This window comes from [Clostridium] symbiosum ATCC 14940 (genome assembly GCF_000466485.1).
In the GTDB taxonomy this organism is placed as follows: domain Bacteria; phylum Bacillota; class Clostridia; order Lachnospirales; family Lachnospiraceae; genus Otoolea; species Otoolea symbiosa.
The window spans coordinates 1-12652 of record NZ_KE992790.1 but is presented as its reverse complement, the minus strand read 5'-3'; the positions used below and the strand labels follow the sequence as shown (position 1 = coordinate 12652).

The 12652-nt window shown below is 50.2% G+C and carries 12 protein-coding genes; 7 read left to right on the top strand and 5 right to left on the bottom strand.

Annotated features, from left to right (window positions below; translation table 11 throughout):
* Positions 1–224: 224 nt before the first annotated feature.
* The 4 genes from CLOSYM_RS00375 (at position 225) to CLOSYM_RS00360 (ending at position 4005) form a co-directional block, all read left to right on the top strand.
* A complete protein-coding gene (locus CLOSYM_RS00375) occupies positions 225–647 on the top strand; it encodes a MarR family winged helix-turn-helix transcriptional regulator (RefSeq protein WP_003502765.1) in 423 nt (140 codons plus the stop codon).
* Between the two features lie 55 nt (positions 648–702).
* Complete coding sequence (locus CLOSYM_RS00370; protein ID WP_242828631.1) at positions 703–1419, top strand: electron transfer flavoprotein subunit beta/FixA family protein; 717 nt, start codon at positions 703–705, stop codon at positions 1417–1419.
* Positions 1420–1437: 18 nt separating this feature from the next.
* On the top strand, positions 1438–2466 hold the full coding sequence (locus CLOSYM_RS00365; protein WP_021640504.1) for an electron transfer flavoprotein subunit alpha/FixB family protein: 1029 nt from the start codon (positions 1438–1440) through the stop codon (positions 2464–2466).
* Positions 2467–2661: 195 nt separating this feature from the next.
* The gene (locus tag CLOSYM_RS00360) at positions 2662–4005 is read left to right on the top strand and encodes a butyryl-CoA:acetate CoA-transferase (RefSeq protein ID WP_044902005.1); all 1344 of its coding nucleotides are present in this window, start codon (positions 2662–2664) and stop codon (positions 4003–4005) included.
* A 194-nt stretch (positions 4006–4199) separates the two neighbouring features.
* Here CLOSYM_RS00360 and CLOSYM_RS00355 read toward each other — a convergent pair whose 3' ends face one another.
* Both CLOSYM_RS00355 and CLOSYM_RS00350 read right to left on the bottom strand, forming a co-directional pair.
* The gene (locus CLOSYM_RS00355; RefSeq protein WP_009297102.1) at positions 4200–4640 is read right to left on the bottom strand and encodes a hypothetical protein; all 441 of its coding nucleotides are present in this window, start codon (positions 4638–4640) and stop codon (positions 4200–4202) included.
* 18 nt (positions 4641–4658) lie between these two features.
* Complete coding sequence (locus tag CLOSYM_RS00350) at positions 4659–5942, bottom strand: 2-hydroxycarboxylate transporter family protein (protein WP_044902004.1); 1284 nt, start codon at positions 5940–5942, stop codon at positions 4659–4661.
* A 246-nt stretch (positions 5943–6188) separates the two neighbouring features.
* Here CLOSYM_RS00350 and CLOSYM_RS00345 point away from each other — a divergent pair, with 246 nt between their 5' ends.
* Both CLOSYM_RS00345 and CLOSYM_RS00340 read left to right on the top strand, forming a co-directional pair.
* Positions 6189–6617 (top strand): MarR family winged helix-turn-helix transcriptional regulator, encoded by a 429-nt coding sequence (locus CLOSYM_RS00345; protein ID WP_003502755.1) that lies wholly within the window; start codon positions 6189–6191, stop codon positions 6615–6617.
* Positions 6610–7968, top strand: a complete 1359-nt coding sequence (locus CLOSYM_RS00340) for an MATE family efflux transporter (RefSeq protein WP_003502753.1) — start codon at positions 6610–6612, stop codon at positions 7966–7968. Before CLOSYM_RS00345 ends, CLOSYM_RS00340 begins: the two co-directional genes overlap by 8 nt.
* 144 nt (positions 7969–8112) lie before the next feature.
* On the opposite strand, the gene CLOSYM_RS00335 is transcribed toward CLOSYM_RS00340, so the two are convergent.
* The 3 genes from CLOSYM_RS00335 to CLOSYM_RS00325 are packed head-to-tail and all read right to left on the bottom strand — an operon-like array spanning position 8113 to position 11475.
* Entirely contained in the window at positions 8113–9078 is a 966-nt protein-coding gene (locus CLOSYM_RS00335) for a 2-hydroxyacid dehydrogenase (protein ID WP_242828630.1), read from the bottom strand.
* Between the two features lie 59 nt (positions 9079–9137).
* Positions 9138–10136 (bottom strand): beta/alpha barrel domain-containing protein, encoded by a 999-nt coding sequence (locus tag CLOSYM_RS00330; protein ID WP_021640499.1) that lies wholly within the window; start codon positions 10134–10136, stop codon positions 9138–9140.
* Between the two features lie 19 nt (positions 10137–10155).
* Positions 10156–11475: a sodium/glutamate symporter gene (locus CLOSYM_RS00325; RefSeq protein ID WP_021640498.1), complete on the bottom strand. Its 1320-nt coding sequence runs from the start codon at positions 11473–11475 to the stop codon at positions 10156–10158.
* A gap of 127 nt (positions 11476–11602) precedes the next feature.
* On the opposite strand from CLOSYM_RS00325, the gene CLOSYM_RS00320 reads away from it, so the two are divergent.
* Positions 11603–12589 (top strand): LysR family transcriptional regulator, encoded by a 987-nt coding sequence (locus CLOSYM_RS00320; protein ID WP_021640497.1) that lies wholly within the window; start codon positions 11603–11605, stop codon positions 12587–12589.
* Positions 12590–12652: the final 63 nt, after the last annotated feature.

The following is a 12652-nucleotide window of genomic DNA, read 5'->3' as shown; positions in this document are numbered from 1 at the left end:
GTGAAAAGTTCACTTTTCATCGCGTCGCGCCGTGTGACTCGGGATTTTCGTACAGAATACGCACGAAAACACCTCGCGGAACACAACCGTGTGAACAGCATCTCGCCTTTCTATGAAACTAAGGCTTAAAAATCAGTTCTGTTTGACTTTGTATTCGAAATTTTTTATAATAAGAATAGTTCGTATAAAAGATATTTGCATAGAAAGGCGATGAGACCACAATCATGGAACTTAAAGAATGTATTAATTTTCTGCTCACCACTGCGCAGCATACGGTTTTCCAGTATCTGAGCCAGAGGCTGGCCCCTTATGACATTACTCCTTCCCAGTACGGCATTTTAAACTGCCTGTGGATTAATGACGGCACATGTCTTCCCCGTCAGATTGCAGAACTTCTCTGCCTGGAAACCTCCACGGTATCCGGGATTCTGGACAGAATGCAGAAGAAGGATTTAATTGACCGCGTGATCAACCCGGAAAACCGGCGTGAGATACTCGTGATGATTACTCCCAAGGGTGAAGCTTTAAAGGCGCCCGTCCTGAAAATCATCGACGAAGTCAATGAGGAAGTCTTGAAGGATTTCAGCCCCAAGGAAACAGAGTTTATTAGAAAATCGCTGCGGCAGATTGCAGAAAAAGCATTGTAGTCTTCATGACACAATGCTTTTTTCTATCTTTACAATATCCAGGAGGATTTCCGCTATGAATATAATCGCCATCATTCGCCAGACTTCTGCAGATTCGCAGCCAAAACAGGATCTTGCGGCAGTCGAGGCTGCGCTCCGGTATAAAAGACAGTCCGGCGGTTTCGTGACTGCCCTCTGCCTCGGCACCGAAGCCGCCGTTCCCTTGTTAAGAGAGGCTGTTGCCATGGGCTGCGACAGCGCCGCTCTGATCCGGCTGCCTTTTTGCTTTACTTCCATCCCCGAGCCGACCCGGTATGCCCGGCTCCTTGCCGGCACGATTCAGGATATGGAATTTGATTTAATTTTTACAAGCTGTTACGCGGTGGACGCCGATACGATACAGACCGGCTTTCTGCTGGCTTCTTACCTCAATCTTCCTCAGGCCGGCTATGTGGATGAGACGTCCGTCTCAGAGGACAGCGGCGTGATTGTAAAAAGACAGTTCGAGGATCGGTACCAGATGCTTAACCTCCCCACCCCCTGCCTGATCAGCGCTTTGCTCCAGCCCGGAAAACGGATCTATATGACGGCCGACGGTGTCACCCGGGCCTACGCCATGGAAATCCCCGTAATTCCGGCCTGCGAAGATCTTAATGCCGGGGAAGAATCTTTCGTCACGCTCCTCAGCTCCTGCCTGAAAAAGGAACGCAAGCGGGGAACCGTTCTTACCGTGCCGACAGAGGAAGCGATTAACGCCGTTATGGATATCATGCACAAAAACCATATCATATAGAAGAGAGGGAGATAAAATATGAACCACGATATTGTTGTAGCCGCAGAACAACGCGACGGTATCGTACAGAAGATCAGTTTTGAACTGATTCACGGCGCTGCCGAGGTGGCCGGACAGACCGGCGGCAGGGTAATTACCGTTATAGCGGGTTTTGAGATAAAGGAGGCTGCAGAACAGCTGTCTGCCGCGGGAAGCGATGAAGTCTGGATAATTGACCAACCCTCCCTGAAAGAATATCTGCCGAAACCGTATACGGAGGCCTTCCTCCAGGCGGTTAAACGTATTGAGCCTGAAATCGTACTGATCGGCTCCACCATGATTGGGATGGAGCTGGCCCCACAACTTGCCGCCGGACTGGATACGGGACTGGTGACCGACTGTACCGCCCTTACCATTTCCTCCGGTACGGGCCTGCTTCTGATGACCCGCCCCAATACCGACGGAATATCGATTGATACATTTATATGCGGTGAAAGGCGGCCTCAGATAGCCACAGTCCGTCCCGGGGTACTGGCTGAAAACGGCGCTCGGGACAAAGCAGACAGCCGGAAGAGCGCAGAAAAAGTCTCACAGCCTGCTGCCTGCCCCCGCGGAACTGTACGGCATTTTACCGCAGATTTATCCGGAGCTGATAACGGTGTAAGGCTGCTCTCCACCACTAGAGGCGGGGTACAATCAACCGATATCACCCAGGCCCGCGTTCTCGTCGCAGGAGGCCGGGGCATGGGCGGCCCGGAAGGATTTGATACGCTCAGAACACTGGCCTCCCTTCTGGGCGGACAGATCGCCTGTTCGAGAGCCTGCGTGGAGGCCGGCTGGATCGATGCATCTCCTCAGGTGGGGCAGACCGGAAAAACGGTCCGGCCCGAACTCTATCTGGCCTGCGGCATCTCGGGCGCCTTTCAGCACGTGACGGGGATGGAAGAATCACAGCTCATTATCGCCATTAACAAAAACCCGGCCGCTCCAATCTTCGATATCTCCGATCTGGGAATCGTGGGGAACGTCGAAGTGCTGCTGCCCAGGCTCATTGCCGCGCTTAAGTAACGGTTCATGCTGTCTGAATGTACATCGCGGAACGCAACCGTGTGAACAGTAACCTCTTAATGCCTCATGTTGATTTGAGCCGGCCGTGAGCATTGACAAAAAATCCCGGCGATGCTACACTTATTTCATCTCAAAATGACGGCGCATCCTGCGTATTTACGTCATTTTAAAAAGTATAAGGATAAGGTGAAGAGTATGGATTATAAGAAAATGTATGCTGAAAAACTTGTTTCTGCCGATACTGCCGCTGCTGCAGTAAAATCCGGCGACTGGGTAGATTACGGCTGGACAACCGGAACCCCTGTTGCCGTGGACGCCGCACTGGCAAAGCGTATGCCCGAGCTTTATAATGTGAATTTCAGAGGCGGAATCCTGATGTGGGTACCGGAAATCTTCAAGATTGAAAAACCGGCCGAGCATCTTACCTGGAACTCCTGGCATATGAGCGGAATTGAGCGTAAAGCGATTGCACAGGGCTTTTCCTATTATGCCCCTATCCGGTATTCCGAGCTTCCAAGATATTACAGAGAATCCGCTTCCAAACCGGATGTGGCTATATTCCAGGTCGCCCCGATGGATGAACACGGATATTTTAATTTCGGACCTAATGCCTCTCATATGGCGGCATGCTGTGAGACATCGAAAGTCATTATTGTTGAAGTCAATGAGAATATGCCGGTCTGCCTCGGCGGCTTTGAAAATGTAGTGCACATTTCCAAGGTTGACATGATTGTGGAGGGCAGCAATCCTCCAATCGCCGAGATGGGCGCAGGCGGAGCTGCCACTGAGGTTGATGAAGCTGTCGCAAAGCTGATTGTGGAAGAAATTCCAAACGGCGCATGCCTCCAGCTTGGCATCGGCGGGATGCCCAATGCCGTCGGCTCCCTCATTGCAAAGTCTGATTTAAAGGATCTGGGCGTACACACGGAAATGTATGTAGACGCATTTGTTGACATCGCTGCCGCCGGCAAGATCACCGGCTCCCACAAGGCAATCGACAAGGGACGCCAGGTATATGCATTCGGCGCAGGCACGAAAAAGCTGTACGACTTTTTAAACAACAACCCGGAATGCATGAGCGCGCCGGTTGACTATACCAACGATATCCGTTCCATCTCCGCGCTGGATAACTTTATGTCCATCAACAATGCCGTGGATGTGGATCTCTTCGGCCAGGTTAATGCCGAGTCGGCAGGTGTCAAACACATCAGCGGTGCAGGCGGACAGTTAGACTTTGTACTGGGCGCTTATCTTTCCAAAGGCGGAAAGAGCTTCATCTGCTGCTCTTCCACCTTCAGCACAAAGGACGGCCAGCTGAAGTCCAGAATCCTCCCGACCCTGAACCAGGGCTCTATCGTAACCGATACCCGCGCCAATATCCACTATCTGGTAACTGAGTACGGCAAGGTCAACTTAAAAGGTCTTTCGACCTGGCAGAAATGCGAGGCCATCATCTCCGTCGCACATCCGCAGTTCAGGGATGAACTAATTAAGGATGCAGAGAAGATGAATATCTGGAGACGCAGTAATAAGATTTAAATTGCATGTCCCGGAAACGTCTGTCCGGATCGGATGTTTCGTATCTGAACGATAACCTGCACGCTCCGTGAACAGGTCACCGTCATCAATAAAACAGAGTCATATCGGACCTGGTTAAATAAGGTCTGATATGACTCTGTTTTTATTTAAATGTTTTATGTTTCATGTGGCCGGCGTTTGGTCAATCAGCCCGTTCATCTGTCCTTCCCGGTTGTCTCCCGAATCAGTCTGCCAACCGCCTCATCCGTATAGGAAAGGAGTTTTCCAAACTCCCGCGCAATCCGGTAACGTTCCTCCCCTTCGTAGCCGCCTGCTCTCAGCAGTCCCGCTTTCCGCTCCTTCAGTTCCAGGTAACAGTCCAAATCTTCCTTCTTCTTATAAAAAATAAAGTGTTTGGCCCCCCGGTTCATCTCTTCCGGGAACAAATCGGTGACAAAAGAGTCATCCTCAGCGTACATCATCGTTCCATATTGGCTGCAAATTTCCCGGCACGCCTCCAGATACTGGTCACGCTCCTCTGCCGTCCGGCATGGATGGCTCATGGCAATTCGCTTGACACCGGCGTTCACCATCTCGTTAAAACAGTCGATTACCCCCAACTGATAGGAATATGAATCAATTTCTCTTTTGCTCATTTTCATTCCACCTCTTCATCACTTTAACAACTGCACCAATACTCCTCCCAGGGTCAGCATCAGAGCCCCGCAGGATCGGGTCACAATCTGTGCAAAGGGAAGCAGTTCCATTCGTTTCGCGCTGCTGAGTACCGCCACGTTCCCGGAACCTCCCATATTGGTTGTGCACATTCCGGCCGCAATTGCGGATTCGATCGGATAGAATCCCATTTTCTTACCGACAAAGGTTGCCGTCAGCGTAATCGCCGCCACGACCAGAACCACAGTCAGCAGATAAAACGGGGTGATTGTGCTGAGAATTGTCTTAAGGTCAATGAGTGTCGCACCAATCCCGGTCAGCGCTGCAGCCGTCCAGCTATGGATGGCAAAATGCCCCCATTCTCTGGCCGCATCCTCCAGCTCCTCCGACATAATCCCCGTCCCCTTCACCAGGACTACGGCAATAATCATCCACGCATAGGTGGGGATAACGGATATGTAGCGGTGGCATAAAGCCCCCAGTTCATAAAAGGCCAGCGATATTATCAGGCCCGTACACAGCAGGGCGAAGGTCGGCTTCATCGGAGGACGCGGGGCAATCTTATTACCGTCGTTGACAAGCCGGCCGTTTCCCGTCAGATGCGGCTTCTTTTCTCCCAAATTACCGGCAAGGGCGCCGAACACGATGGCCACACAGTTTCCCAGTACCGTAGCCGGTGCAATTCGTGTCAATATTGCCCCGGCGTCCGCGCCGAGAACCGATGAATACATCTCTGAGAGCGGTACGGAACCGGCCGTCATCCCGCCGCTGGTCATCGGAATGCCGATATACAGGATTCCCTCCAGAAAGCTGTTGCCCATAAACATCCCCAGTACGCCCGACAGCGTCACCCCCACCGCCAAAGCGATGACCGCCGTCGGAAGCAGCTTCACCGTAGCCCTGATCAGCAGATCCCTGTCAATATTGAACAGGCTGCCTGTTATCAGAGCGGAAATATAAAACACCAGGAATCCCTCCTGGTTGACAAAATTATCTATGATTGCATGTGTCTGTTCCGGTATCAGACCGGCCGCCTGAATAACCGCCGCGCCCAGAATACAGATGACGGAGCCGCCCAGATAAGTCTTGACTACCGGTACGGAGTTTCCGATTGCATTCAGTCCCTCTCCCAGCACCATCAAAAATATCATCCCGCCCACAATCCCGCCCGGCAGGCAGCCGGTATACATGCAGACAATTACCAACGCCAGGATTCCGAGATATAACGGAAGCGGAAAACCGGCTATCTTAACCGGGAATTTTTTATCCGGAATTTTTCCCATTTTTCCTTCCTCCTCTCCTATCCATTTTATCATAGCATAGCAAAACCGCAATTTCTACAACAATTATAAAACCTTTCCCCTGTTCGGAATAAAATGAAAAAATTTCTCATTTCTTCTTGCATTTCCCACCTGTCCGGAATATAATAGTTGAGTGTGACAACAGTTATATTATGCAACATACATTTTCTTAACAATTTGTATGTATCTTTTTATTATATGGATTGTATCTGATTTCAGGAGGTCATTATGCAAATCAATATTGGTATTATCCGCAGATGTGAGCAGAGCTTCCTGCGGGAGCGTCTGAGTACCTGTCAATTGAAACCGGTAGACAGTGTCGTCCTGACGGCTTTAGACCGCCACGGCCAGTGTAACCAGGATACCCTGTGCAGTATTGTCAATATTGACAAAGGCAGAATGGCCCGTGTAATGGAACGTCTGGAAGGCCGCAGCCTGATACGGCGTCTGATTAACCCTGACAATAAACGTGAAAAACTGATAGAAATGACTGAGCAGGGGAAACAGATGCTGGAAATCATCAATTCCTTTTCCAAAGAATGGAACGACCGCTGCTTCGACGGTTTCACGGAACAAGAGAAAAACGAGTACCAGGGCTATCTGGAAAGAATCGCGAGAAATGCCCTTGCAGGAAAGGAGAATTTAGAAAATGATTAAAAACCTGACGGAAGGAAAACCGCTGAAGCTGCTGTTTTTCTTTTCCCTTCCTATGCTGATGGGAAATCTGTTTCAACAGTTGTACAACATGGTAGACTCCATCGTAGTGGGCAATTTTGTCGGGGCCGACGCCCTGGCTGCCGTAGGAGCCTCTTTCCCTGTTGTTTTCCTGGCTGTCGCCCTGGCCTCCGGTTTGTCCATGGGCTGTAATGTCGTTATATCACAGCTCTTCGGCGCCGGAAGAATACGCGAAATGAAAACCACGATATCCACTGCCCTGATTGGACAGTTCGTCCTGAGCATCGGCATCACGATAGTAGGGGAAATTATTTCTCCCGGTATTTTAAGGATGTTAAAGACACCGGACAATATCATGGCGGATTCTCTTATTTACCTGCGGATTTATCTTGGCGGCGCTGTCTTCCTCTTCATTTATAATACCCTGAACGGTATTTACAATGCCCTGGGTGACAGCAAGACGCCGCTTTATTTTCTAATGCTGTCAACTCTGACGAATATCGTGCTGGATCTGCTGTTTGTAATCAAATTCCATATGGGTGTTGCCGGCGTTGCCTGGGCCACCCTGATTGCCCAGGGCGTATGTGCCGGACTCTCCATGGTCGTCATCATGGCCCGTCTGAAGCATCTGGAGGATGAACCGGGACACGAGGATGAGGGAAAACGGCCTCTGTTCCATTTCTCAGCCGTGGAACGCATTGCCCGCATCGGCGTGCCCTCAATGATACAGCAGTCCATTGTTTCAATCAGTATGCTGATGATGCAGGGCCTTGTAAACTCCTACGGCTCCGTTTTCATTGCAGGATATACGGCCGCAACCAAAATCGACAGCCTTGCCATGATGCCGAATATGAACTTTTCAAATGCAATGTCCAGTTATACGGCTCAGAATATCGGCGCGGGAAAAATTGAGCGTGTCAAGGACGGCTATAAGGCCAACATGTTTATGGTGGTTGTCTTCAGCGGCATTATCACGCTGATTATCTTCCTGTTCGGGCCAAACCTTCTCAATATGTTTATGGACTCGGGCTCCAATGTACAGGCGATTAACTACGGCATGGAATATATGCGTATCGTCTCCTCCTTCTACATACTGATGGGAATTATGTTTTCCAGCAACGGACTTTTAAGGGGAGCCGGCGACATGAAAACCTTCATGGCAAGCTCCCTCTGCAACCTTTTCTCCCGTGTATTCCTGGCTTATTTCCTGGCCAGCCGCATCGGGCCGAGCGCTATCGGCTGGTCGATTCCGATTGGCTGGCTGGTAGGCTCCGCTATCTCCTTTACACGTTTTAAAAGCGGAAAATGGGCGAAAAAGACACTTGTGAAATAATGATATCAATGGTACGGAGAAAAAGTGCTGCGGCAGAAAGCGGGACAGGGAATTACCTGCTCTCACTTCTGCCGCAGCACTTATTTTATTGATGACGGTGACCTGTGCGCGGAGCGTGCAGGTTATCGTTTCACAGTTTAGATATCAGTTCAGAAATGCTCCATTTACAAGATGGCGCGGTGTCTTTCCCTGTGCGTAATCCTCAATATCCTCGACCAGCATCGGGATAATTCTGTCCGCAATGTCGGCAGTTCCGCCTCCAATGTGTGGAGTAACGATAATTCCAGGAGTGTTCAGCAGGGGATCATCAGGGCTTAAAGGTTCCTCTTCCACACAGTCGATCCCGGCGCCCAGAAGCCTGCCCTCCCGGACCGCATCGGCAAGCGCTTTTTCATCCACCAGGCCTCCGCGGGCCGTGTTGATTAATATAGCGCCCTGTTTCATCCGGCTGATCTGCCCGCTCCCTATCAGGTGGCGCGTCTTTTGCGTCAGCGGAATGTGGAGCGTGATAATGTCGGAAGTCGCTATCAGCTCATCTAAAGCAGTGTACTCCAGTTCATACTTTTTCTCCATTTCCGGAGACAGGCGGTATTCGTCATAATATTGGATTCTGGCTCCGAAGGCCCTCGCCTTATCTGCGGTCTGGCGTCCGATATTTCCCGCTCCAATTACACCTAACATTTTCCCGTTCAGAGAATAGGAGCTGTCGAGAAATGTATTCTTGCTCCATTCTCCCCTCTTCAGACAGGCCTCGTGGCTGAGCAGCTTTCTTCCCACCGCAAGCATCAAAAGGACCGCCAGCTCCGACACGGAGCCTGCGTTGGCTCCCGGCGTATTTGTTACCAGGATTCCATTTTCACCAGCCGCTTTGATGTCCACTGAATCATAGCCGGCGCCCCACCGAAGTATCATTTTCAGGTTTTTGTTTCGCTCCATCACTTCACGCGGAGCTTTAAAAATACGCAGAATCATAATCTGTGCATCTGTCATCAAATCATAGGCCTCCTGGGTATCTACCGCAGCGAGGGAGAACTCCGTCTCCGGAAGAAGCTTTCTCACCGCTTCGTAAGTTCCCTCCGGGTATTGGCCCGCCAGTACTACTTTAATCATATCATCACTCTTTCTCATTATTCTTCAGGGGTTCGTAACAGTTCAGAGAGTGTGAACGGTTACAGGGATTCTGCAATCTCCGCAATCAGTTCGGGCTTGGGATTCTTTTTATTAATTTCCGACACCTCTGAAATAAGCCGGTAAAGGGAAACGTTTTTCTCTGCCGCCGCAGCTTTAAACTGCTTTACAAAGCTGGAATGGCAGCCGGAATAGCCCAGTACCAGATCAAGGGGCGGAACCGGATTATGGTACTTGTATTGTTCCATAGCCGGCTGGAGCCTCTGGTCGATGAAATCGAGCATTCCGTAGAAATCGATGTCCTCCATCTGTCCTCTCCGTCTCATCAGAGCAACACACATCTCCGTGGCCAGATTCCCGGCGCTCCTCGCCATTCCCATCAGGCCGCAGTCCAGTATGGAGGCTCCGTTCTCCCATGCGGCAACCGCATTGGCCGCAGACATTCCCAGATTATTATGACCGTGGAACGCAACAGGTATCGTCACGGCCCGGTACAACTTTTCCGTGTATGCCGCCACCTCATCGGAAAGCATGGTTCCGGCCGAATCCATAATGGTAAACTCGTCAAGTCCTGCCGCCTCCAGCTTTTTTCCTTCCTCAGCCAGTTCATCCGGTGTCAGGATGTATGCCTTCATCGCAGAGTAGAAAGCTTTCATTTTCCTTTTTTTAATATCCCCGATCGCTTTCACGGCTATCTCCCCGTCTCCGGCGTCGGCGCCCACCCTAAGGAAAGACAGGCCGTTTTCTGCCGCCAAATCAACATTTTTCTCCCTGTAGCGCTTCGCGTTCAAGAACATGCCAAGCATGGAAGAACGGTTTAAATATTTCTTCGAAATGTTCAGGTATTCCTCGTCCGTAAGAGCATCGGTAAATCCTGCAACCTCGTAGGCGCCGATTCCTCCTGCATTTCCGAACTCGATGATCGGAACGCGTGACGCCGTCAGTCCGTCCAGTACCATATCAGTAAGTTCTGCGGAAAATCCCTTTCCCACCACATTCGCTCCGTCCCGGAGCGTACAGTCCATAAGCTGTAATTTCATGTTACAATCCTCCTCACCATTAAGCCTGCTGTTTTTTCCTTGCAAAATATCCAAATCCCACAGCTGCAAAACCAACCATCAGCGCTGCTCCCACGCCCATCGTCAAGCCGATTCCCGTCATCAGCCACATAGGTGCCAGTCCCACGAATGAATCTTTCCAGCATGTGAGAGTCGTATAAACTCCATGGGTGTCGCCTGCTGATGAGTTGGAATCCGGGTCAACCGCACGTACCAGGGCCAATCCCGTTGAAGTGTTTCCCGTGGCGGCTCCGAATGCCATCATCGCCTTCTCAAACCACTCATGTTTACAGAATTTTTTGGCGGTAATCAGTACGCACGGTACAGTCACTGCACACAGTGTAAATGTATAAATCAGAAGCGGAGCAATATAGGTGCTGATAAACTCCACATCAAGTGTTGCCATGGCGGTAAATACTACGAGTTCCAGCAAAAATCCGCTGATTAGTTTAATCGTCTTTATGTCCACAAACCGGTCAAACTTCAATATCTCAAGCACTTTCCACAATACCGCTCCACCGATAACACCGTGCAGAACGCTGGGCAGGACCTTAATTTCACTCCAGAAATTCCCGATAAAGGAAAATAACTGACGTCCCACAAACAGTGCGCAGAGCAGCCAGCACGTCTGAAGCGCAAGATGGTTGATGCTGATACCGGTTGTCACGGTATGTCCTGTCGGTTTACGGTTTTCCTCCGGCAGAGTACCGCCGTAGAACCATGACGGCTGCGCCTTCGGTTCCTTGACATAGGTAGCCCAGCCTTTTCTTACCCCGTAGTTGACGAGGACCATACCCACCATCATTGCCATAATCAGACCGAATGTTGAAAGCACCATGCCGACAGCCATATTACCTTCCACGCCCAGCTCCTCAAATGTCGCTGCTGCTGCGCCTGCCGTACCATGTCCACCGTGGAATGAGAACACACCCATGATTCCCCAGCCTTTTGGAAGTCCCGGCCATATCTGGCTCAGCAAATAGCCCAGCCCGGTACCCAGGCACATCTGCAATCCGTAAGCTGTCATCGGAACACAGACATAATCCAGATAAGAGAAAATCTTGTCCCTGTTAAAACTGACTCCGAATACAAGCGACGCCATCACGATGTCGATCAGAACATTGGGAATTCCGGAAAAACTGTCCGGTACTGTAACAACCCCCAATACCTGCTGGCCAAGCAGTAAAATTAAAAGCCCTCCTATCAGCGATGCAGGCAGAAACAGTTTTTGCAGCGGTTTTATGTATTCCCTGATGAAAAAGCCCATCAACATAAATACGGCTAACAGCAGCATATCACTGCACAATGTTTTAATTGTCATACCCCTTCTCCTTTTTCTATTGATTTTTTATACGGTTATGATATCATTTAGATATAACAAAGTCTAACAGTATATATTTGGTTTATTAACAATATAAATATTGTGGTTAAATACGGGGGGATTGTGAATGAATTTAAAAAGTATTGAATACTTTCTGATCACAGTAGAGGAGATGAACTTTACCAGGGCGGCCGGCCGCCTGTATATCAGCCAGCAGGCGCTGAGCAGCCATATAAGCCGTCTGGAGGAGGAATACGGCATACGGCTTTTCGAACGGAGGCCGGCGCTCAGCCTCACGCCGGAGGGGGAAGAGATGTATTTTTACGGCAGCCGTATTCTGGAAGCTGAGAGAAAGTTGAGGGCCGCTTTCTCAGATATCCGGGAAAACTGCCGCGCAACAATGCGGGTGGGGATTTCACGCCTTCGCGGCGAAGTATTCTTCCCCAACATATGGAAATATTTTCACGCCTCCCACCCCAATATTACAATCGATTTAATCGACGGGAACAGCGAGGAGAATGAGGAACTTCTTCTTTCAGGTAAGCTGGATCTGTTTATCGGAGTGGATATCCCTCCCCAGCCTAATCTCTGCCTGGTGGAACTGGCCCGTGAGAAAGTCCAGTGCTGTCTTTCCCGTACGCTCCTTCAGCAGTATTATCCCGATAACTGGGAAGTGACACTTGAAAACTTTAAACAGGGAATCGATTTGTCGCAAATCATGGAGCTTCCCTTTATCACAGTGCGGCAGAAAAACAGGCTCCGCAAAGCACTCGACTATTATTTTACCGCCAAACGACTGAAGCCCCGGATTATCTTTGAGAGTAACCAGCAGGAACTGGCTTATGAGCTCTGCAAAAGCGGAGCCGGTGTCGGCCTTTTATCACCGCTGATCCTATACCAGCACCTGGATGCCATTGAGGCGGACTCCGAGCCGCTGTATGTCTTTCCGCTTCTGAATGAACTCCATGAAAATATTGTCTCCCTGGCTTACCGGAAAGACTATCCGCTGCCTCGCCACACCATGGAATTCATCAGCGCCTCCTGTATGGTATTCAGGAATTATTCCAATTCTATCCGTGAAAATTTCTCCCCGCATTCCGGGCGCCGCGAGTAAGAAGTCTGCACAGGTACAAAAACTATCTGAATGGAGATTTAACTGAGGTGGGGAGGACGCGTC

What these genes read in the sequence shown, in the direction of transcription:
- CLOSYM_RS00340 (WP_003502753.1), top strand. Translation starts at nt 6,610, where the DNA reads ATGATTAAAAACCTGACGGAAGGAAAACCGCTGAAGCTGCTGTTTTTC.
- CLOSYM_RS00325 (WP_021640498.1), bottom strand. Translation starts at nt 11,475, where the DNA reads ATGACAATTAAAACATTGTGCAGTGATATGCTGCTGTTAGCCGTATTT.
- CLOSYM_RS00360 (WP_044902005.1), top strand. Translation starts at nt 2,662, where the DNA reads ATGGATTATAAGAAAATGTATGCTGAAAAACTTGTTTCTGCCGATACT.
- CLOSYM_RS00370 (WP_242828631.1), top strand. Translation starts at nt 703, where the DNA reads ATGAATATAATCGCCATCATTCGCCAGACTTCTGCAGATTCGCAGCCA.
- CLOSYM_RS00355 (WP_009297102.1), bottom strand. Translation starts at nt 4,640, where the DNA reads ATGAGCAAAAGAGAAATTGATTCATATTCCTATCAGTTGGGGGTAATC.
- CLOSYM_RS00350 (WP_044902004.1), bottom strand. Translation starts at nt 5,942, where the DNA reads ATGGGAAAAATTCCGGATAAAAAATTCCCGGTTAAGATAGCCGGTTTT.
- CLOSYM_RS00345 (WP_003502755.1), top strand. Translation starts at nt 6,189, where the DNA reads ATGCAAATCAATATTGGTATTATCCGCAGATGTGAGCAGAGCTTCCTG.
- CLOSYM_RS00335 (WP_242828630.1), bottom strand. Translation starts at nt 9,078, where the DNA reads ATGATTAAAGTAGTACTGGCGGGCCAATACCCGGAGGGAACTTACGAA.
- CLOSYM_RS00365 (WP_021640504.1), top strand. Translation starts at nt 1,438, where the DNA reads ATGAACCACGATATTGTTGTAGCCGCAGAACAACGCGACGGTATCGTA.
- CLOSYM_RS00320 (WP_021640497.1), top strand. Translation starts at nt 11,603, where the DNA reads ATGAATTTAAAAAGTATTGAATACTTTCTGATCACAGTAGAGGAGATG.
- CLOSYM_RS00330 (WP_021640499.1), bottom strand. Translation starts at nt 10,136, where the DNA reads ATGAAATTACAGCTTATGGACTGTACGCTCCGGGACGGAGCGAATGTG.
- CLOSYM_RS00375 (WP_003502765.1), top strand. Translation starts at nt 225, where the DNA reads ATGGAACTTAAAGAATGTATTAATTTTCTGCTCACCACTGCGCAGCAT.